The following is a 19,541-nucleotide window of genomic DNA, read 5'->3' as shown; positions in this document are numbered from 1 at the left end:
AGCGAGATCACCAGAAATCTGGCACGCTTAAGGAACTATGCACGCACTTCCATCTCATGACGCCCTGCGCCAGATCCTACCTTCGGTCATTTTCGAACTAGCCGACCGTTTTGTTCGCGCCGGATTTGAGATCTCTTTGGTGGGTGGTCCGGTACGCGACCTGTTTCTTGGACGTGTCTCACCCGACTTAGATTTCACCACGAGCGCTACACCTGAGCAGACGGTCAAAGCGATCTCTGGCTGGGCCGACAATATTTGGGATGTGGGTCGCGAGTTTGGGACCATTGCCTTCAAAAAAGACGGGTTTACCCTAGAGGTCACGACCTATCGCGCAGATGCCTATGACAAGGATTCGCGTAAGCCTATCGTTGCTTTTGGTGACAATCTCCGTGATGATCTCTTCCGCCGGGACTTCACCATGAATGCAATGGCCTTACGACTGCCTGATTTGGAATTGGTGGATCCTTTTGACGGGGTTGATTCACTACGTGAAGGACTCATCCGCACTCCAGGATCTCCGGATATCTCATTTTCTGATGATCCATTAAGAATGATGCGCGCCGCGCGCTTTGCATCTCAACTTCGCATTGAAGTTTCGCCGGAGGTACGCCAGGCGATGGCCGAGATGACCGAGCGCATTGATATTATTTCCGCCGAACGAGTGCGCGATGAATTGGTCAAGTTGATCAATGGCGCGGACCCTCGAGCTGGCATAGATTTATTGGTCGACTCTGGCCTGGCCGACAAAGTATTGCCAGAGGTATCGGCTTTGCGTTTAGAAATCGACGAACATCATCGACACAAAGATGTCTATCAGCATTCATTGACTGTGCTCGAGCAGGCAATCGGACATGAAACCGACACTGATGGTGCGGTCCCGGGGCCAGATTTCATTTTGCGCTTTGCGGCCCTGATGCATGATGTCGGCAAGCCTGCGACGCGAAAATTTGAGTCCAATGGAGCGGTGTCTTTCCGTCACCATGACATGGTCGGTTCCAAGTTAGTGAAGCAGCGTATGCGCGCTCTTCGCTTCGATAAGGACACGACAAAAGCGGTAGCGCGCCTGGTTGAGTTGCATATGCGCTTCTATGGTTATGGAGAAGCCGGCTGGACCGACTCGGCCGTACGTCGCTACGTGACAGATGCTGGGGACTTACTAGAGCGGTTGCATCGGTTAACCCGCTCGGACGTCACGACTCGAAACCGTCGCAAGGCAGAACGCCTAGGTTTCGCATATGACGATTTAGAGACTCGTATCGCAGAAATCACGGAGCAGGAAGAGCTGAATGCTATTCGGCCAGACCTCAACGGAGAACAGATTATGTCCCTCCTGGGGATCAAGGCAGGTCCAATGGTGGGCCGGGCTTACAACTTCATGTTGAACTTGCGTCTCGATGATGGGCCACTGGGCGAAGAGATAGCGGGGGAGCGATTGCAGGCTTGGTGGGCTGAGCAACCTGAATCTCAAGCCGGAGAACACGATAAGTAGTTCACACGCTTTGGTGTTGGGGTCGTTTTGAGCATCGCTCGAAACGGCCCCAACGCATTTAATGAAACTTATTTAAGAATTTTTGCCTTTCGCTAGCACTCACGGCATTCTCCATGTATGCTAAGTACTGTGATTGGGAAGTCTCAATGAGATTTGCGGATCAAAAAGAAAATTCACATAGGATCTCGTGCTTCGCACGATTGATTCGGACAGACATTTAGGAGGTGGGAAACGTGATTACGAATTCAGTTATTTGGAACGATGGCGGCAAGCGATCAGGCAATATGACCTTTACGCATCGCTGGTTCGGCTATGCCGCACGCCATGGCGTTTCCTCTGCCTCCGGAGTAATGGATTCCTAGACTTCTACGAATTCAATCAAAAGTTCCTGAGGTGGTCAGTCAGTAATCGACATTCTCCCTTAGGAACTTTTTCATGTCTGCTCCACTTTTTGACAGCACCACCCAACGGGCTGTTCGGACCTCGGAACTCATCTTCGCCGGTCCTGAAAGCCTCAAGGCTCGCGCAGTTTCAACTACGCGCCAAGACCTTCCCAGCCCTTCGATTCATTTAGAGGGGAGGGAATAATAATGCGAAAGCGTTTAGGTAAAAACTCCAAGCCATTGGACAACACTGAATTCAACCGTCTACTGCGGCAACGGGAATTGGTTAACCATGTGCCACCAGAAATGTACTTCCGCATCCGGTAGTTCCAAACGACGCCATTACCGTTGATTGGAATCACTGGAAAAGAGGTAGAAAATGAATTCGCAAGTAATTGCACAGAGGCCCGCCGGCCTTTCAGCCGGCGGGCTTCTCCGCGTCTTGATGCAGAAAACAAAAAGCAGGGTTCGGAAATCTAAAATTTCCAAACCCTGCTTTGGTTAGCGCAAAACTAACTCATAAAATTTAGCGCTCGACGTCGCCGCGGATGAAGGCCTCAACCTTTTGACGCGCAGTGTCGTCGTCGTACTGCTCTGGTGGCGACTTCATGAAGTAACTCGACGCCGACAGAATCGGTCCACCGATACCGCGGTCAAGCGCGATCTTAGCTGCGCGGACAGCATCAATGATGACGCCAGCGGAGTTTGGTGAGTCCCATACTTCCAACTTGTATTCCAAGTTCACTGGAGCGTCGCCGAAGTTGCGTCCCTCGAGGCGGACAAACGCCCACTTGCGGTCATCCAACCAGGCAACGTAGTCACTTGGGCCGATGTGGACATCGTCAGCGGTGAGCTTGGCAGAAGTGTTCGAGGTGACGGCCTGAGTCTTGGAGATCTTCTTGGATTCAAGGCGCTCGCGCTCGAGCATGTTCTTGAAGTCCATGTTGCCACCGACATTTAGCTGGTAGGTGCGGTCAAGCACTACTCCGCGGTCCTCAAAAAGCTTGGCCATCACGCGGTGCGTGATGGTGGCGCCAATCTGCGATTTAATGTCGTCGCCGATAATAGGAACGCCTGCATCGGTGAATTTCTGAGCCCACTCTGGGGTGCCGGCAATGAAGACAGGCAAGGCGTTAACAAATCCAACGCCCGCGTCGATGGCGCACTGTGCGTAGAACTTCGCGGCAGCTTCGGAACCCACTGGCAGGTAGCAAACCATGACGTCTACCTTGTTGTCCTTCAACGTCTGAACGACGTCGACAGGATCGGCGGTGGACTCTTCAATGGTCTCGCGGTAGTACTTGCCCAGACCATCCAGGGTGTGGCCACGTAGCACGGTCACACCGGTGTGTGGCACGTCTGCGATTTTGATGGTGTTGTTCTCGCTCGCGAGGATTGCTTCAGATAGGTCGAGGCCGACCTTCTTAGCGTCAACATCGAATGCCGCTACGAACTCCACGTCACCCACGTGGTATTCGCCGAATCGGACGTGCATCAGACCCGGGATAGAGGCATTTTCGTCGGCACTGCGGTAGTACTCGACACCTTGGATAAGGGATGTAGCGCAGTTGCCCACGCCAACAATGGCAACGCGAATCGGGTTCGCCGACACATGAACTCCTAAAGAAATATACAAAGCTGTGGGCAAAATGGCCGCGCGAAAGCACAGTCTATTAATGGGCCCTTAATGATCTTAAGACCTTTTGGTCAAGAAACATTCCCAAAGTGCTAGTAATCACCGGAGATGTCGGAGAGCACGAGAGAATACCTGTTATCTAAAGGGTGCAGTATCAGACAATGGGCACACTCTAACGCGCCACTCTGTACAGTTTTAATTCATGTTTTGGACATTACAAGTATTGTAGTTTGGCTATCAATCCCTAGTAAGCACTGTTAGTTAGGTGACTCATGACGATGATCTAGTGCTCGACTTCTGGGATAACCGCAGTTGTCTGCGAATTTTTAATAGAACCTTCAGTAAGGGTGTCGGAAGCGCCGTACGCACTCTTTGGCGAAGTGGCTGATGCTTAATGAACGCCAGTATTTCGGGATCTGTTTTTAGCTGACCGTCGCGCGCTCGCTGCGCAAGGATCATAAGGGATTCATTAAAAGTGTTGTCCACGCGGTGAAAATAATTTTCGCGTAGCCATGGTTTATTCGCTGGAGCAAAGTTTAACGCTTCAAGATCATCCAAGCTTCCAAGCAACCCTGAACTCTCAAAAACAACGTTGATCATTTGGGCGTTGACCCCAAAGTCCGAAAGAACCATAGTTGGTAAGCCGCGATCTAGAGACTCCAGAGCGGCCGTCGAAGAAACCGTCACCAGGGCACTTTCCTTGCTCAGGACTTCGGCCATACTGCCGGTGACAAATTGTAGATGTGTGACTTTACCTAGCGTGCCCGCGCGTACAAGTTGCTCAAAGAGTAAATCGTAGGGGTATGCCTCGAGGTGTGTCTGTGGTTCTCCGGCTCGGGCACGAAGTTTGACCAGTACCTCTAGCCCCGGGTTAAGCCTGGCAGTGCGCTCGAGCGAGATGAGAATCTGTTCTCGTTCTGCTTTGCCAAAAGGAACCTTCGCCTGCGGTGCGAAAACTAAGCGTTTAATGGTTCCCGGAACCTGAGTCGGGAATCCGGTGGAACGCAGAAAGGGAAGCTTGCTGACCATGATGGTGGGTTGATGTCCATCATCATCAAGGTTCATAAAGGAAAAGTCGCGAGCCTCGGCATGTGAATGGCAGATAAATCCGTCGCCGGGACGACGGTAGTTCCAACCCTTGCGTGTCGCCGGGAATGCAACTCCCGGAAGCGCAGAAATAAGCGCGGTACGTCGGTTATTGGCCGGCTCGGTTCGCAGGATTCGAGCGTATAACTCCGCAACGACCGGTCCCGTGGCGGCGGCGAAGACTAGATCTTCGCCAATAGTTTGCGAGTTGAACTGGTTTAACGCCAATACTTCTAGATCTGCAGGGTCAAGGTCGGTTCCTTCAAAGGCAGCCAAGATTTGTTCGTCGGTAGGCATTACCGGGGTGCGGGCTAAAACAACACGTCGATCCCAACCCGGACCAAGACGGTGCAGGAAGGTGGTGGCGAGCTTCAGATAAGAATCTGAATCCGCAACAACTAAAACTGCTGGTTTCACGGCTCTGATCACACCTTCAACGAACTGGACAGGTGATCACGTAGATCTTGCGAGGTATCGGATGTCCACCAGTGATCTGGGACCGGCTGCGCGTAGAGGCTACGAGCTTCATTGCCGAGCAATAAACGTAAGGAGGGAATAACTGTCGAGGGCAGGGCTCTGATCTCTTGTCCCGGGCGTAAGTCCCGTAAACGCATCTCGATGGGAATGGTATGTTCCTTCAGGATGACATTGGGTATCTGTCGAAGTTCGGACAGCATTTGTTCAGTTTCGCGGCGATGCGGGAAATAAGCGACGGGACCCTCCGCGGCAATGGAGCGAATCCACTGGAGGTAGGGTTCGGCATGAATAATCGAGTCGGCAGCCATGGCCGAACCGATCAATAATGTTGGTTCGGTGAAGCGTTCGGCGACGGGCTGGGTGGCCAACCATTCAAAGCGATGCTGGGCGAACTTAATTCCCAACTCTTCCATACGCTTTTTAAGCTGCACGTCCACCTGCAAAGCAGAGACGATCAGTAATCGCCCTTCTCTGGCCAGACCACGAAGTCGGTGCCACATAGCTAATCCCAGTGCATGGCGTGCGGGAGTATTCTTGGCTCGCGCGCGAACCAAAGGTGTCGGCTCTTCGCTGACCAACTGACGAATCAGTGCCAGGGTGGCCAGCCCGTCATCGATGATGACAACTTCCTTGGCTTTGACCCCGGTGAGCAGGGTGCGCTGGATCCGGCCCGAATAGGCATCGCCAGTTACATAACGCTCACGTGAAGAGTTCGGTTGTGGCGGACGTTTGGCTGCGGGCATGAAATGCAATCCTGCTGGCGAATTTTTTAGCAGTGCCCCGGTAGTTGCTTCTAAGGGCATGCCTCGCCGTGGAATGACGTAGACCTCGTCGCCTAGCAACCCTGCTGCATGTGTTTCCACGGCAGACAGCAATTGCAGGGGAGATTCAACCCATACATGGGCAGCGCCAAAGCGTGGCCGTGGCACTTCTTGAGTTTCGGGCTGGGAAATTTTCATCATCGTATCGTTCATTTTGCCAGCCGGCTCAGGACCTTGGACATTCTGTCCAAGCCCCGCGAACCGCGACGCAATGCGTGGCGGCTAGCCCCACGGACCTTTGCAGGTACCGACCGGCGCACCGGTAGGTGAGCCCAAGACGGTGGAAGTTCAAGTTTGGTGATGCGCCGACGTTTGAAGTGTGCTGAATACACACCATAGTGTTCGGAAAGAAACTGTTCGGCCGTCTGCCGCAACTGTGGAAGCTGCTTGGACTGCATGCAGTAGGAGACCGCAGCGAGCAGATTGCTGAGCATATCGATGTTTCCAGCTCGAGCAGGCACCGGCAGATCCTGCACAAAGAGACCGTGGATGATCGACAGCGGGATCCGGTTCGAATTCTCATACGGAGCCAGCAATTGCAGCATTTTGGCGGTCCCCACCGCGTGCACCGGAGTGTCGAGCACATACTTTGCGGTCACTAGCGCGGTAGAGAAACAAGAGATCACCAGCTGCGGCTGCGCGGCGAGGATGACAGTTTCTGCTAAATGATCGGTATCTAAGAGATGAAAGTCCAGTTGCAGATCCAGCGCCCGCGCCCGCAACCGTGCCGCCGAGGTGGCACTGGCCGAAGGGTGCGCCTTGAACAAAATAGTGTTCAAGCCACGGTCTTTGGCGGCCAAGAGCATCTGTTCGTGTAGTTCCAGCTCTTCCTCCGCGTCGACCAAACCCAGCGAGCCTAAATACTGCCCAAGAAGCAATGCGGCCCCCTGGGGAAGCTGCAACTCGGAGCTCTCGGCAAGCTGTGCGAAGACCACCTTTAGTGCGGTGCCCGGCAAGACCTGACGCGGGGGTTGCTGTTCGGCGAGTAACTGGGGCTCGAGCCCTGGAACCAGATCCACGTGGATGGTGCCGGCTAGGCGCTGCGCGAGTGGGACCTGGAGCTTGTTACGGGTGGGCCCGTAAGACATCAGGCCATCGGAGTGCACCCACAATGTGGCGTCGAAGAAGATTCGCGCTAGGGTACGGGCCGGGTTGACCTGGATAGATTCAACCACCAAGGTGACCCGTTCATCGCCTAAGCCCCAAGCGTTGCGTAGCAAGCGTTCAAAGATTAACAATTCGTCTTCGCGCGGGTTGAACTGGGCTGGGCGGCGTGGGGACACTAGCGCTGCCAGGTCGACAACTCGGTCAAATCTTGCGGCGAGTTCTGCAAAACCGGGAGCTTCGTCTAACGGTGTAGTCAGTTCGGGTAGCTGTGAGCCATTGGCGAGTACCAGCACATATTCATCTGCCTGCGGCAGTAGTCCAGCATCGGCCATGGCGGCCAGGGAAGCTATTTGAAAATAGCTGCTGGCCTCGACTAAAGCGATCATTTAGCGACCCCCACCTGAAGGAAGGAGAGGATATGACGACGGCGCGCAATATCCATTTCAAGTGCGACCTGTTGGGCAATATGAACGTCGATGGTGGTGAAGATCTTTCGTAGCTGCTGTTTCATTTCCAGCCGTACCTGCGGCGGATAGTTTTTGGCGCGTTTTTCATGGTGGCATACGATCGCGAAGAACTGGCGCATAGCCTTGGGAAGGTGCCTATCCGCGTCCTGATGGGCACGCACCTCTTCCAAAATCCGCGCGTAGGCAGGAATGAAACCTAGTTGCCGTTCGTCAAAAACTTGGGTGAGCGAGCCGGGCAGACCACGACGGTAGAACACCCCGGGGTAGGAAACTACCGCATAGCGACTGGTGCGCAGATGCAATTTCCACAACCAAAGCCGGTCCTCGGCGCTGTAGAGGTCTGCATCAAAGAAGTATGCGTCCACGGAGCGCATCAAGTCGGTGCGGTACATGCCGGCCCAGACGAAGGCGTAGTCCACCATCGACGGTGAGTCGATGGGTTCGATATCATCTGCCGGGTTTAGCGGCAGGCCACGCACCGCCTGCGGGGCGCGGTGCAGCACCCGGTTGGTCCCGGTCACTCGCACATGGTCGGTGCGCACAAAGTCCACGTGTAGCTCTTCTAAGGCGGAGGCTAGCGTGGCTAAATGTTCCGGGGCATACCAGTCATCCGGGTCAAGGAAGGTGAAAAATTCACCGGTTACCGCTTCAAGCCCGGCGTTGCGGGCCGCGGAGACCCCAGAGTTTGTAGGCAGGCTGACAAGTTCGAGGCGCTCGAGCTTGTGCTGGTAGCCGAGCACCAGATTCGCGGTCTGATCGGTGGAAGCATCATCAACCACCAATACCTCTAATTCCCACTTGCCCAGCTTCTGTCTGGTTAGTGAGGTGAGGGCATCACAGATGTATTCCTCCTGGTTATAGGCGGGAATCACCACTGATATACGACCGGGGATCAAACTCATGGTTCCTTCTGGGCTAGGGGAGACAAAAAATAAACGGCGGTTGGACCCAATGGCGAGTCCAACCGCCGGATGTGCTCCGTGACTAGGCGTCGACGCGACGCAGGCGGCTTAGCGGTGCCAGCTCGCCTGGGAAGACTTTCTTGACGCCGTCACCCATGGCCTGCTCGAGGATGCGAATGTCGCGGATCAGCGAGGCGAAGCCCTTTGGCTCCAGCGAGGAAGCCTGATCCGAACCCCACATGGTGCGGTCCAAGGTGATGTGGCGTTCTACGGTGACCGCGCCTAGGGCAACGGCTGCCAGCGAGATCTGCAGGCCGCGCTCGTGGCCCGAGTAGCCCACTGGAACCTGGTAACGGTCGCGCAAGGTCTCGACCATGCGCAGGTTTGCCTCTTCTGGAGGCAGTGGGTAGGTCGACGTTGCGTGCATCATGACCAGGTTGGAAGTACCTAGGGTCTCCACTGCCTTGTCGATCTGCTCGATGGTGGACATGCCGGTGGACAGGATGATTGGCTTGCCAGTCTCGGCCAGAGCCTTGAGCAGCTCAATGTCGGTGACCGATGCGGAAGCAACCTTGTGGGTGACCGCGCCCTGTTCCTCCATGAAGTGCACCGATGGGATGTCCCATGGCGAAGCGAAAGCGTGCAGGCCCTTGGACGCGGCGTAGGAGATGAGCTCCTTGTACTGTGCCTGATCAAATTCGACGCGGTAGCGGTAGTCCAGGTAGGTCATGTCGCCCCATGGGGTGGAGCGGATCTTGTCACGCATGTCCATCGGGGTGGAGATGTCCGGGGTGCGCTTCTGGAACTTCACGGCGTTGGCGCCGGCCTCGGCCGAGACATCGATCAGCTGCTTGGCGATTTCCATGTCGCCATTGTGGTTGATGCCGATCTCGCCGATGACGTAGACCTGCTGGCCGGTGCCGAGCAGGGAATCGCCGATAGCTACTGGCTTGATTTCGGTGTTCACGGAGGTCATTGACTTGCCTTTCATTGGGAAAACTTTGATTTTCAAACTTGGGGTGCGCAGCGGGCCGTGAGGACCAGCTCCGCGAGCTCACGGACCGCGCCGTTGCCGCCGGGGCGGGTGAGGCGATGGCGTGCGGCTCGGTGTACCTCGTCGCTGGCGTCGGCAACCGTAATCGGCCAACCCACCAGCGCCATAGGTGCCAGATCATTGATGTCATTGCCGACATAGGCCACGCGGGCCGGATTGATTTCTTCGTCGGCTAACCAGCGGGCCAAATATTCGGCCTTGTTGTCGATGCCGTGGGCGACCTCGACGTTCAGTTTTGCCGCGCGGGCGGCAACCACCGGGTTACGTTCCTTGGAGAGAATCAGGAACTTCACCCCGGCCGCTCGTAGCCGGGCTACGCCCATGCCATCGGAGCGTGAGACTCGCACGGTTTCTGTCCCGTGCTCATCTACGTAGGCGGTATCCGGGGTGTGTACCCCGTCGAAGTCGGTCACTACCGCGTCAACCAGGATGGGTTCGACTTGGCGTGGCACGCGTAGCTGCGCCAACGCCAGATCCGCTTCGGTGTCGATGTCCATCCCGTGTTCTGCGGCGACTTCACAGATCCGAACCCGGCCGAAGAAACGATGTTCTGCGGCCCGAAAGCCTTCGGTATTCATCGCGTAGAACGCGCCGGTTTCTAACCAGCGGGCCTCGCGATCTTGGCGGCGCGGCCGGTTCGCCGCGTCATGTCCGCTGGAGACCGCTAGTCCTGCGGAGTCTGCGGTCCAGTGGAAACCGTGGTCGGCTACTGCGGCGAAGCTGACTTCGGCTTCACCGTCGCGCACCGAGGCTACGGCAGCATCCAGGTCCGCCGGATCAATCAGCGGGCTGGTGCACTGTATGAACAAGGTGATATCCGGAGTGTCGGAGACCTTGGACAAAACATCGAGAAGCACCGCTTCGCTGCTAGCCGTATCCCCGGCGATATCTGCCGGGCGGCTGATCACGGTGGCTCCGTAGGCGAGGGCCTCGGCCTTGATCTGTTCATGATCGGTGCTGACCACGACTTCGCTGACTGTCGTCGCAGAACGCGCCGCAAGGATGGCCCTGCCCACCAAGGAGATGCCCCCGATGGTGCGTAGATTCTTGAGCTTAACGCCTTTGGAACCACCCCGTGCTGGGATGATCGCTAGGACGCTGGGCTTGTCGGTTTTACTCACATTCATGAGCTTAGGAAGCCGAGTTAGCCAGTCGCCCTACAGCAGGTTAACGCAGGGTGAAGAGGAGATTTAGCTTGCTGAGAGAACCCTGAATACCCATGTCATCGTATTTTTCTAGCGGTTTGTTTACCGTAGCGAGTCCAGTTTGTCGTATAGCAGCGCTAAGTGCGCTGTAAATTTTTCGCGTTCGGCATCGCTGAAACGACGCACCTGCATATCGAGGATGGCTCGAGCCTCGTCTTCGCTGACTCCTAGGAGCTTGTGGACTGCCACGGCCGACGCATCGGTGGAAGGGGCATCCTTAATGCACGCGAAGACTTCTTCACGATGGTCGATTCCCCGGAGGATTGCCCGAAGTATTCTGGCGCTTGCTTCCAAACTTTCACGGCGTTGGCTGTGCATAGTTGCATCCTGCCATGTACCGCCCGGTGGCGAAAGGACGAGAATAACCGAACTAGCGGACTAAATGATGCAGTGCGGTGCCCGGGCAAACTAGGCTGGAGGTCATGAGTGCCCCGAAGAAACCGAGCCAACGCGGTCCGTTGCGCATTACCGTCCCCTCGAGGGCGGATGGATTTTTGCGTCAATTCACCGCGCTGATTGGTGGCCCCTTGGGTCGTCACAGTGATCCGGGACGAGTCAGTCCGGGATTCTTCAGTGTAGAACGCGTGATGATCTTGCTGACCACTCTCGGAGCGCTACTCATGCTCTTGGCGAAGAACCCCTGCCGAGTCAACGGCTGGGGCGGTTCAAACCCCTATGTTTATGCTTGCTACTCCGACTGGGTGCCGTTGTTCGGTGCGCGCGGTTTTGCCGACAACCCCTGGGTACCTTTTAGCAGCGGGGCAGAATTTGAATACCCGGTGCTGATGAGCGCCGTGGCCTCGGCGGTGGCGGCACTGGTTCCACAGGGGCTAGAGAACCGGTCACTGCTCTACTTTGATATGAACCTGGCGATCGTGGCGATCCTCTGGGTCATCACCGTGGTGTGTACGTTGCGCATGGGCGGACGTCGCCCCTGGGATGCGGCCATCGTGGCCATCGCGCCGGGCATCATCCTCACTGCCAGCATCAACTGGGATATGTGGGCGGTGGCCCTACTTGCTATGGGCATGCTGGCCTTCGCACGCGGACATACGGTGCTCGCCGGCGTGCTCATCGGGTTGGGCGCGGCGATGAAGATCTACCCATTTTTTGTTCTTGGGGCGATCCTGGTCATCGCCATCCGAACCGGAAAGTTCAAAGTCTTCTGGACAACCGGTGCAGTCGCCGCCGCAACGTGGGTGCTGGTCAATCTGCCCTACGCCCTGGCTTACCCGGACTCCTTTAAACACTTCTTCACTTTCTCCTCCGAACGCGGTGCGGGGCTCTCAAGTTTCTGGCATGCATGGAACGCCATCGCAGCAAAAACCGACTCCATGGGCACCTTCGAAGCCGAACAAATCTCGCGCTACGGGCTGATCCTCTTCTTCCTGTGCTGCATTGGCGTTGCGGTTCTAGGCCTGATGGCTAAACGCACCCCACGTCTGGGGTCACTGGCGTTTTTGATCATTGCCTCCTTTGTCATGGTCAATAAGGTGTACTCCCCACAGTTCATTGTTTGGCTGATCCCGTTGTTCGCGTTGGCGTTGCCGCGTTGGCGATTATTTGTGGTCTGGATGATGGTCGAAGTGGCGCACTTCTACGGACTCTGGAACTATCTTGACTCGTTCTCCGCAGATAAAGATCCACATAAGGTCTTCCCGGAAATCGGCTATGTTCTCTTAGTGCTCGCACATATGGTGATGCTGGCCTACGTGATGTTCCAAGTGGTTCGTTCGATCCTTGATCCGCGGCGTGACCCGATACGTGCCGTGGGACAAGAAGATCCATTGGCAGGTCCATTTGCCGGAGCCAAAGACGTATTCACCCTGCGCGGTCTTGGTAAGGGTGCAGAAAAACCAGAGGGACAAAAAGTATGACGTCGGTAGCGGTAGTAGGGGCTGGACCTAATGGACTCGCGGCGGCTGCGGTAGCCGCTCGAGCCGGGCTAAGTGTCGATGTCTACGAAGCCAACGAGACTATCGGCGGCGCCGCGCGCACACAACCGTTAGAGGGCTCGAGCGCAAAGTTTGATCTAGGCAGCGCCGTGCACCCCATGGCCATGCTTTCCACCGCGATGCACGAGCTCAACGTGCACCAACGGGTCGACTTTATCGTCCCGGAACTGTCCTTTGCTCATGTTCTAGACGAACGGACCGCCTACGCATGGCGCGACTTAGAACGCACCGGAGCCGAACTTGGTGCAGGCGACGGGCAGGCTTACACCCGGCTGCTTAGACCCCTGGTGCAACGTATCGAAGCGCTGAGCGATACCTTGCTTAACCCGCTGCTCAAGATGCCAGCCCACCCACTGACCTTGGGACTCTTTAGTGCCTCCACGCTAGGTGGCATGGCGTTGAAAGACATATTTTCAGCCAGGTACCCGCGTGCCGCAGCGCTTTACGCGGGATGTGCCGCCCATGTGGCCGGCGGAGCGCGTGGCCCGGCCAACGCCGGGGCTGGACTCTTTCTTGCAGCAGCAGCGCACGGGCAAGGATGGGCCGTACCGCGTGGCGGCTCACAGGCTATTGCCGATGCACTTGCCGCCGAAGTCATCAGCCACGGGGGCACCATTCATACCGGACATAAGGTGTCGCATGTTGCCGAACTCCAGGCAAAAACAATCCTGCTTGATACCTCCGCAGAGGATGGCGCTAAACTAACTAGCGGAAAAATTCCTGACAAACTGGCCAAAAAGTTGGCAAAAACCCGGCGCTCGCCGGGCAGCTGTTTGGTACATTTTGTGCTCAACGAACCGATCCCTTGGAAAGATCCGGTGTTGAGCCAGACAAGCACCGTGCATCTGGGCGGTACCGCAGCACAAGTGGGCCGGGCCGAACGCGCAGCGAACCGCCGCACCAGCGAGCATCCGTATCTGATTGTCGCCCAACCATCGCTTTTTGATGATTCGCGCGCACCGGCCGGAGAACAGGTTATTTGGGCTTACTGTCATGTCCCGCTGGGATCAACAGCAGACATGAGTCGGCAGATCACCGCTCAAATCGAAGCTGCGGCTCCAGGTTTCAGCGACCTCATTAAAGAAAGTCATGTGGTTCCTGCCAGCGGACTAGAACAGCAAAATGCTGCTCTGGTCGGGGGAGATCTTTCGGGAGGAACTATGGACCTCCTCGGAAGCGTGATGCGTCCGAGATTGTCTGCGGAGCCGTGGTATTTGCAATCCAAGGGCCTGTATTTAGTTTCCTCGGCGACCCCTCCGGGACCGTCGGTGCATGGGATGGCTGGTTATCTTGGGGCCAAGGCGATGCTGCGACGCGAATATTCGATTTCTTCCTAAGCTTTAAGGACTGGCAGATGAATTCTCTTTACTCCGGTTGGCTTCCCGGCCTAGTACTTGTGGGTTTCTGGTTGTTCTTCGTGCATTCTTATCGCAAGGATCCACGCCGTTTAGGCAATGCGGTGCTACTTTTCCCCTTAGTTCTGTTGAGCATCGCCTTCTTAGCTGATCTAGTGACTGACCTAGTGCCAGGTCTTGGACTGGTATTTGTGTTGGTCTTCGCCCTGGCTCCGCTGATTTACCTGATCTTTGCCGGTGCGCTGATCTATAACGGGGTGGTGATGTGGCGCCGGGAAGGCTCCCGCGTCTCCAACCTACTTTCCTTTGCTTCCGGGGTCGCGGTTCTTGTGCTGCCGGTGGTGGCCATACTGCTGGTGGCACTGAATACCTGGTGGTCCTACACCGTAGCCTTTGTGTTGTTCATGTCCTCCGCTTTTACCGCCAGCCTTTTTGCGATGTTGCTGCTCTACGCCTGGGTGCACGGAAAGTTTCCTTCGATGGGTCAGCCTGCCGCGGTGGTGGTGCTCGGTGCACGCACCATTGATGGAAAAGTTACCCCGCTATTGCGCGGTCGACTCGATCGTGGCCTGCAGTTATACCGCGCGGCGACAGAACCTAAACCGCTCATAGTTCCCACCGGTGGGCAGGGCACCGACGAGCTGGAGCCCGAAGGCGTCAGCATGAGCCGCTACCTGAGCGAGCAGGGGATAGCTGAGGAACAGCTGTTGATTGAAGACCGGGCTAAAGACACCATAGAGAATTTGAAGTTCTCTGACACTCTGGTGCGAACCCATAGGCCGGACGGACAATTATGGGTGGTGACCAGTGATTACCATGCGCTACGCGCAGGGCTTGCAGCACGTAGTCTGGGGTTGGACGCGCGAGCGTTCGGCGGCAAAACCGCCGCGTATTACCGGCCCAGCGCGTTCTTGCGTGAATTTGTTGCCATCATGCGCGACCACCGAGTGCTGGTTGCGCTGCTCGCTTTACCCTTTGCTGCCGTGATAGTCGCGGGTTTAATGGTTCTGACTAACGCTGCGCTGTGGGTCTGAAGTCCACGACTTGTGCGCCTATAGGTGCACTTGTTGGCGCCTCAGCACGGTTGGCTCCACCTTTGGAGTGAGGGTCAAGATCAGCACTCGGGTCGGTGTTTTTGCTGACCAAGTTTTTTATGCTGGACATATGATTCAGGCACAGCAGCTAACCAAGAAATACGGTGCAAAAACCGTAGTCGACAACGTGTCGTTCACGGTCCAGCCGGGAATGGTGACCGGATTCCTCGGCCCTAACGGCGCCGGCAAATCGACCACCATGCGCATGATCGTAGGGTTGGCCAAGCCAACCGCCGGGCAGGTCGCAGTCAACGGCAATAATTTTCGCTCATCAAAGCATCCATTGACCGAGGTGGGGGCCTTGCTCGAAGCGAAATCGGTGCACAAGTCGCTTACCGCCCGCACCCACTTGCGGGCTATGGCAGCCACCGGGGGTATCTCGAGATCTCGTGTGGACGAGGCGTTGGAACTGACCGGTTTGAGCCAGTTGAACCGGAAGAAGGTCGGCGGCTTCTCACTGGGTATGGGTCAACGTCTGGGCATTGCCTCGGCGTTGCTCGGGGACCCACAGGTGTTAATCCTTGATGAACCGGTCAACGGACTGGATCCCGAGGGTGTCGCCTGGGTGCGTAACCTGGCTCGCCAGCAGGCAGCCGAGGGGAAAACGGTTTTCATCTCCTCGCACCTGATGAGCGAGATGGCGCAGACCGCCGATCACCTGATTGTTATTGGTCGTGGGCGGATCCTTGCCGATGCGCCGATCAGTGAATTTATTGATGACGGATTGCGTCAGACCATTGTGCGCTCGTCGAATCTGGATCCGTTGATGACGGTTCTCGCAGCCGATGGTGTGCAATTAACCCGACTGGATTCCACCACCTTGCGTGTGGCTGGTCCGGACTCGGAATCGATTGGACGCCGGGCTTTGGAAAGCGGAATCGTGCTCAGTGAGCTCCGACCACTGCAGCGCACGCTCGAAGACGCTTACATGGAATTGACCCGCGACGAGGTCGAATACAAGTCCCAAGTTCAGCACGACGCAGTCGCCGGAGGCACCCACTAATGAGCACTCATCTCGCAACCCCAAGCACTGGCAAAGTCACCTTTGGTGGCGTGCTGCGTTCGGAATCGATCCGATTCTTTTCGCTGAATTCCACCCGCGTCCTGATCCTAGTGGCGGTTGTACTCAATATGGGTATTGCCGTGCTGGGTGTCTGGGGCGTTGGTTCTTTCGCCAGCGAAGCCCCACCGATGGCCGGGGTTCCGGATATGACGAGCCCCGAATTTACTGCGGAACTGCTGGGCTCAGGCCTAGCCTTCTCGCAGCTAATCCTCGGTGTTCTCGGTGTGCTGCTGATGAGCGGCGAATTCACCACCGGCTCGGCTGTCAGTACCTTCCTGGCAAGCCCACAACGACTGCGTGTGCTGGGAGCCAAAGCATTACTCATCACCATCCTCAGTGCGCTCGTCCAACTGACTAGTAGTGTGCTGACCTATCTGGTCTGCTTGCCGCTAGCAAAGAACTACAACATGAAGTTGGACTTCTTCGCAAGTCACTTCCAAAACGTTCTTTGGTACGGTGCGCTCGCGGTAGTCATGGCAGCCCTGATTGGTTTGGCGCTGGGAGCAATCCTGCGTAACTCCGCAGGCGGCATCACCTCTTTGGTGGCCCTGTTCTTCGTACTTCCAATCGTCACCGGACTGCTGACTATGCTGGCAGACTGGGTGCAAAATGTTGTCCAGTTCCTCCCGGACCAGCTGGGCATGTCACTGGCTTTGCCGCAGTCCTATCCAAGCGATCTTGAACTGTGGCAACAGCTAGTTGGCGTAGCCGGTTGGACGCTGATCCCGCTGATCTTAGGTGCCTGGTTGCTTAAGGCCCGCGACATCTAAAAAATTGAAACACCGGATCAAACTAGACTGGATGATATGAGCCAAACATCGCTGCAGGAGCCGGTAGTCTCCTTCGACGAGCTGGCGGCCAAGCGGATGGGTCGGGTACGTAGATACCTGCGTACCCATCCGCGTGTGGTCGTTGTGGGGACCGTAGTCATTTACTTTTTCCTGGCGTTGCCCAACACCGTCATGATGGCCTACCTGCCTAATGTGCCACCGGCCTTGTATTTGTTACTGACCGTAGCTATTGGTCTGGCACTGTTGTGGCGGCGCAAGGCTCCACTGACGGTGTTATGCGTCATCTTCGTCCTTGAGTTTGTTGGCATATTACTTGCCGGCCAAAGCGGCGGTATGGGTGGCGTGGGAATGGCCATCGTCCTGTATTCGGTGGGCACCAGTTATTCTGGACGGCGGGCGATTCCCATTGCCTTGCTTGCAGGTTGTTTCCAACTGTTAATGATGGTGCTGATGGGCTACCCGGACCTGACCGATCTGACGGTGGAATCGGACGCGGAGAATATTGATGACGCGGCGGCCTCCGGGATCCTCATCGGTATTACCGGTGGCTTCCTGATCGGTATTTATGCTGCTGCTGCGGCCATCGGCACAAATATTCGTAACGCTCGCATCCATGAGGCCGAATTGAATCACTGGGCCTCCCAAGTTTCACGGCTCGCCCAGGTCCAAGAACGAAACCGTATTGCCCGCGAAATGCATGACGTGGTGGCTCACTCACTGTCGGTGATGATCGCTTTGTCTGAGGGTGCCCGTGTGGTGGGACGACGCGACCAAGAACGTTCCGAACAGGTACTCAAGGAACTATCGGGGACCGGACGTGCGGCCCTGTCTGATATGCGACGTATGCTCGGGGTACTACGGCAAAGCGAAACCGAAGAACTTGAACTGAAACCTACCGGCGGTAGCTTGGATCAGATGCTCGAGGGATTCCGTGTGGCAGGTTTGCCACTGACCTTTACGTATACCGGTGAGCCGCTTCCAGAAGATACAACTTTTCAGTTGACGGTCTTCCGCATCATCCAAGAATCTCTGACTAATTCATTGCGCTACGCTCACAATGTCAGCGATGTGCAGGTGCGTATGGAACGTTGTTCCAGCCAGGTGCGAATCGAAATTATCGATGACGGTGACGCAACCAGGGTACCGAGCGTGGGCACCGGCCAAGGACTACGTGGCATGCGTGAACGGGTTGCCCTCTTTGGCGGAACGGTGAACGCCGGCCCAGTGGCCCAAGGTGGCTGGATCGTGAAAGCTACCCTGCAAATGCCAGAACATTCCAACGAACATTTAGCCATCAAGGAGTAGCTCATGGAAGAAATTATCAAGGTGTTGCTGGTTGATGACCAGCCACTGCTACGCATGGGCTTCCGACTAATTCTTGAGGGCGAAAACGATATGCACATCGTGGGTGAGGCCGCCGATGGGTTAGAAGCACTCACGCAGACCGCGGCCTTGGCTCCAGACGTCGTGCTCATGGACGTGCGCATGCCAAAAATGGATGGGCTGGAGGCGACCGAACGGATCGCTAAACAGTACCCGGATACGAAGATCATCATCCTGACGACCTTTGACCTAGACGAGTACGCCTTTTCTGGATTGCAGGCAGGTGCCAGTGCCTTCCTACTCAAAGATGTTGCACCCGAAGAACTTGTCTCCGCGGTGCGCCTAGTAGCCTCGGGTGACGCGGTGGTAGCACCGCGCGTGACAGCCCGACTGTTGGAAACCTATGTGCGCCACGGTGCCAAGGGACATCCCGCAAAGACTGCCGACCCCCCGGAACGCGATCCACTGCTTGATGACCTGACTCCGCGCGAACAGGAAGTTCTGCGGGCCTTGTCCGAAGGACTATCAAATGCCGAAATTGCGCACCGATTTTTCCTCTCCGAGGCAACTGTTAAAACCCATGTTCGCCGGATTCTGACAAAGCTGCACTTACGTGATCGAGTGCAGGCAGTGGTTTATGCCTACGAAACCGGGCTGGTCATCCCATCGCAGGGCCTGGACTTCTAGACTTTAAACAAGAAACGCTGCTGACCGGCCTTCATCGGGTCCGGGCAGCAGCGTTCATACTTTAACGACGCTTCTGTGCCTTGCGGTCTTTTCGTGCAGTGGCGCGTAACTGAATCACGCGGGCGGCACCGACTGCCGCGATCAACAGGCCGCCGGCAACCGCTGCGATAAACAGGGCCAGACCAAGATTTACCTGACCTTCATAGGTAAAGTAGCGCAGCGTCACCTGGTCCTGGTTCTGCGCAATAAAAATGATCAGCAGCACCAGAACAATAAGACCCAGAACGGACGCAGTCCAGATCCGACCTAGTTTGGTCGCTGGTAACTTGGACTCTGGTTCGGGCGGCGGGGTCTGGGACTTAGTTGGCTTCTCAAGCGGTGCGGTAACTGGCTTGACGCTGGTAGCACCGTCTGGATCTGACGTTGCTTCGTGTCCAACCGGGAGTTCGTCTGGTGTGTGAGGAGTCGATGCCATGATTTCACTCGTTTCCTAGTTGGCTACTTTCTGTCAGCATGCTTGTAAATGTCCTACTACGTCAAGCTCGACACTCAGAAGCTTCGTTGATGAGACATTTTAAGTTCAAAGCGGAGACGATTGCACCCCTTAAAGGCCGAAAAATACTAAGCTGGGAAAAGCTCGGCAGTT

At 56.1% G+C, this 19,541-nt stretch carries 18 protein-coding genes; 9 read left to right on the top strand and 9 right to left on the bottom strand.

Going from position 1 to position 19,541, the window contains the following annotated elements; genetic code table 11:
• The first annotated feature begins 37 nt into the window (after positions 1–37).
• Together ACX5K5_RS16485 and ACX5K5_RS16480 are read left to right on the top strand one after the other, a co-directional pair.
• Positions 38–1,489, top strand: a complete 1,452-nt coding sequence (locus ACX5K5_RS16485) for a CCA tRNA nucleotidyltransferase (protein ID WP_096255104.1) — start codon at positions 38–40, stop codon at positions 1,487–1,489.
• 233 nt (positions 1,490–1,722) lie between these two features.
• Positions 1,723–1,851, top strand: a complete 129-nt coding sequence (locus ACX5K5_RS16480; RefSeq protein WP_256382690.1) for a hypothetical protein — start codon at positions 1,723–1,725, stop codon at positions 1,849–1,851.
• A gap of 547 nt (positions 1,852–2,398) precedes the next feature.
• Here ACX5K5_RS16480 and ACX5K5_RS16475 read toward each other — a convergent pair.
• The 8 genes from ACX5K5_RS16475 to ACX5K5_RS16440 all read right to left on the bottom strand — a co-directional run bounded on the left by ACX5K5_RS16475 (position 2,399) and on the right by ACX5K5_RS16440 (position 10,945).
• Positions 2,399–3,484: an inositol-3-phosphate synthase gene (locus tag ACX5K5_RS16475; protein WP_096255107.1), complete on the bottom strand. Its 1,086-nt coding sequence runs from the start codon at positions 3,482–3,484 to the stop codon at positions 2,399–2,401.
• A gap of 294 nt (positions 3,485–3,778) precedes the next feature.
• A complete protein-coding gene (locus tag ACX5K5_RS16470; RefSeq protein ID WP_459174836.1) occupies positions 3,779–5,011 on the bottom strand; it encodes a DUF6716 putative glycosyltransferase in 1,233 nt (410 codons plus the stop codon).
• 8 nt (positions 5,012–5,019) lie between these two features.
• Positions 5,020–6,033 (bottom strand): hypothetical protein, encoded by a 1,014-nt coding sequence (locus ACX5K5_RS16465; protein WP_229676981.1) that lies wholly within the window; start codon positions 6,031–6,033, stop codon positions 5,020–5,022.
• A gap of 8 nt (positions 6,034–6,041) precedes the next feature.
• Positions 6,042–7,385: a polysialyltransferase family glycosyltransferase gene (locus ACX5K5_RS16460; RefSeq protein ID WP_188683882.1), complete on the bottom strand. Its 1,344-nt coding sequence runs from the start codon at positions 7,383–7,385 to the stop codon at positions 6,042–6,044.
• Complete coding sequence (locus ACX5K5_RS16455) at positions 7,382–8,368, bottom strand: glycosyltransferase family 2 protein (protein ID WP_096255115.1); 987 nt, start codon at positions 8,366–8,368, stop codon at positions 7,382–7,384. The genes ACX5K5_RS16460 and ACX5K5_RS16455 overlap by 4 nt, the downstream gene beginning before the upstream one ends.
• Before the next feature lie 82 nt (positions 8,369–8,450).
• The gene (locus ACX5K5_RS16450; RefSeq protein ID WP_096255117.1) at positions 8,451–9,344 is read right to left on the bottom strand and encodes an N-acetylneuraminate synthase family protein; all 894 of its coding nucleotides are present in this window, start codon (positions 9,342–9,344) and stop codon (positions 8,451–8,453) included.
• A gap of 32 nt (positions 9,345–9,376) precedes the next feature.
• Positions 9,377–10,549, bottom strand: a complete 1,173-nt coding sequence (locus ACX5K5_RS16445; protein WP_443450197.1) for a cytidylyltransferase domain-containing protein — start codon at positions 10,547–10,549, stop codon at positions 9,377–9,379.
• 120 nt (positions 10,550–10,669) lie between these two features.
• Positions 10,670–10,945 carry a hypothetical protein gene (locus ACX5K5_RS16440; protein ID WP_459174835.1) on the bottom strand — a complete coding sequence of 92 codons (276 nt, stop codon included), beginning with the start codon at positions 10,943–10,945 and terminating at the stop codon, positions 10,670–10,672.
• Between the two features lie 104 nt (positions 10,946–11,049).
• On the opposite strand from ACX5K5_RS16440, the gene ACX5K5_RS16435 reads away from it, so the two are divergent.
• The 7 genes from ACX5K5_RS16435 (at position 11,050) to ACX5K5_RS16405 (ending at position 18,895) form a co-directional block, all read left to right on the top strand.
• Positions 11,050–12,504, top strand: a complete 1,455-nt coding sequence (locus ACX5K5_RS16435) for a glycosyltransferase family 87 protein (protein ID WP_096255123.1) — start codon at positions 11,050–11,052, stop codon at positions 12,502–12,504.
• Entirely contained in the window at positions 12,501–13,919 is a 1,419-nt protein-coding gene (locus tag ACX5K5_RS16430; protein ID WP_096255125.1) for a phytoene desaturase family protein, read from the top strand. The genes ACX5K5_RS16435 and ACX5K5_RS16430 overlap by 4 nt, the downstream gene beginning before the upstream one ends.
• Positions 13,920–13,936: 17 nt before the next feature.
• The gene (locus ACX5K5_RS16425) at positions 13,937–14,971 is read left to right on the top strand and encodes a YdcF family protein (protein WP_188683874.1); all 1,035 of its coding nucleotides are present in this window, start codon (positions 13,937–13,939) and stop codon (positions 14,969–14,971) included.
• Between the two features lie 130 nt (positions 14,972–15,101).
• Complete coding sequence (locus ACX5K5_RS16420) at positions 15,102–16,034, top strand: ABC transporter ATP-binding protein (protein ID WP_096255129.1); 933 nt, start codon at positions 15,102–15,104, stop codon at positions 16,032–16,034.
• On the top strand, positions 16,034–16,864 hold the full coding sequence (locus tag ACX5K5_RS16415) for an ABC transporter permease (RefSeq protein WP_443438779.1): 831 nt from the start codon (positions 16,034–16,036) through the stop codon (positions 16,862–16,864). Before ACX5K5_RS16420 ends, ACX5K5_RS16415 begins: the two co-directional genes overlap by 1 nt.
• A gap of 36 nt (positions 16,865–16,900) precedes the next feature.
• Complete coding sequence (locus tag ACX5K5_RS16410; RefSeq protein ID WP_096255133.1) at positions 16,901–18,190, top strand: sensor histidine kinase; 1,290 nt, start codon at positions 16,901–16,903, stop codon at positions 18,188–18,190.
• Positions 18,191–18,193: 3 nt separating this feature from the next.
• Complete coding sequence (locus tag ACX5K5_RS16405) at positions 18,194–18,895, top strand: response regulator (protein ID WP_096255135.1); 702 nt, start codon at positions 18,194–18,196, stop codon at positions 18,893–18,895.
• A 61-nt stretch (positions 18,896–18,956) separates the two neighbouring features.
• Here ACX5K5_RS16405 and ACX5K5_RS16400 read toward each other — a convergent pair whose 3' ends face one another.
• The gene (locus ACX5K5_RS16400; RefSeq protein WP_096255137.1) at positions 18,957–19,370 is read right to left on the bottom strand and encodes a LapA family protein; all 414 of its coding nucleotides are present in this window, start codon (positions 19,368–19,370) and stop codon (positions 18,957–18,959) included.
• Positions 19,371–19,541: the final 171 nt, after the last annotated feature.

Source organism: Glutamicibacter bergerei, assembly GCF_054495185.1.
The sequence above is the reverse complement of the archived record's forward strand: the minus strand, read 5'-3'. Positions and strand labels throughout refer to the sequence as shown.

What these genes read in the sequence shown, in the direction of transcription:
- ACX5K5_RS16450 (WP_096255117.1), bottom strand. Translation starts at nt 9,344, where the DNA reads ATGACCTCCGTGAACACCGAAATCAAGCCAGTAGCTATCGGCGATTCC.
- ACX5K5_RS16485 (WP_096255104.1), top strand. Translation starts at nt 38, where the DNA reads ATGCACGCACTTCCATCTCATGACGCCCTGCGCCAGATCCTACCTTCG.
- ACX5K5_RS16445 (WP_443450197.1), bottom strand. Translation starts at nt 10,549, where the DNA reads ATGAATGTGAGTAAAACCGACAAGCCCAGCGTCCTAGCGATCATCCCA.
- ACX5K5_RS16420 (WP_096255129.1), top strand. Translation starts at nt 15,102, where the DNA reads ATGATTCAGGCACAGCAGCTAACCAAGAAATACGGTGCAAAAACCGTA.
- ACX5K5_RS16430 (WP_096255125.1), top strand. Translation starts at nt 12,501, where the DNA reads ATGACGTCGGTAGCGGTAGTAGGGGCTGGACCTAATGGACTCGCGGCG.
- ACX5K5_RS16400 (WP_096255137.1), bottom strand. Translation starts at nt 19,370, where the DNA reads ATGGCATCGACTCCTCACACACCAGACGAACTCCCGGTTGGACACGAA.
- ACX5K5_RS16415 (WP_443438779.1), top strand. Translation starts at nt 16,034, where the DNA reads ATGAGCACTCATCTCGCAACCCCAAGCACTGGCAAAGTCACCTTTGGT.
- ACX5K5_RS16465 (WP_229676981.1), bottom strand. Translation starts at nt 6,033, where the DNA reads ATGATGAAAATTTCCCAGCCCGAAACTCAAGAAGTGCCACGGCCACGC.
- ACX5K5_RS16435 (WP_096255123.1), top strand. Translation starts at nt 11,050, where the DNA reads ATGAGTGCCCCGAAGAAACCGAGCCAACGCGGTCCGTTGCGCATTACC.
- ACX5K5_RS16425 (WP_188683874.1), top strand. Translation starts at nt 13,937, where the DNA reads ATGAATTCTCTTTACTCCGGTTGGCTTCCCGGCCTAGTACTTGTGGGT.
- ACX5K5_RS16405 (WP_096255135.1), top strand. Translation starts at nt 18,194, where the DNA reads ATGGAAGAAATTATCAAGGTGTTGCTGGTTGATGACCAGCCACTGCTA.
- ACX5K5_RS16410 (WP_096255133.1), top strand. Translation starts at nt 16,901, where the DNA reads ATGAGCCAAACATCGCTGCAGGAGCCGGTAGTCTCCTTCGACGAGCTG.
- ACX5K5_RS16440 (WP_459174835.1), bottom strand. Translation starts at nt 10,945, where the DNA reads ATGCACAGCCAACGCCGTGAAAGTTTGGAAGCAAGCGCCAGAATACTT.
- ACX5K5_RS16460 (WP_188683882.1), bottom strand. Translation starts at nt 7,385, where the DNA reads ATGATCGCTTTAGTCGAGGCCAGCAGCTATTTTCAAATAGCTTCCCTG.
- ACX5K5_RS16455 (WP_096255115.1), bottom strand. Translation starts at nt 8,368, where the DNA reads ATGAGTTTGATCCCCGGTCGTATATCAGTGGTGATTCCCGCCTATAAC.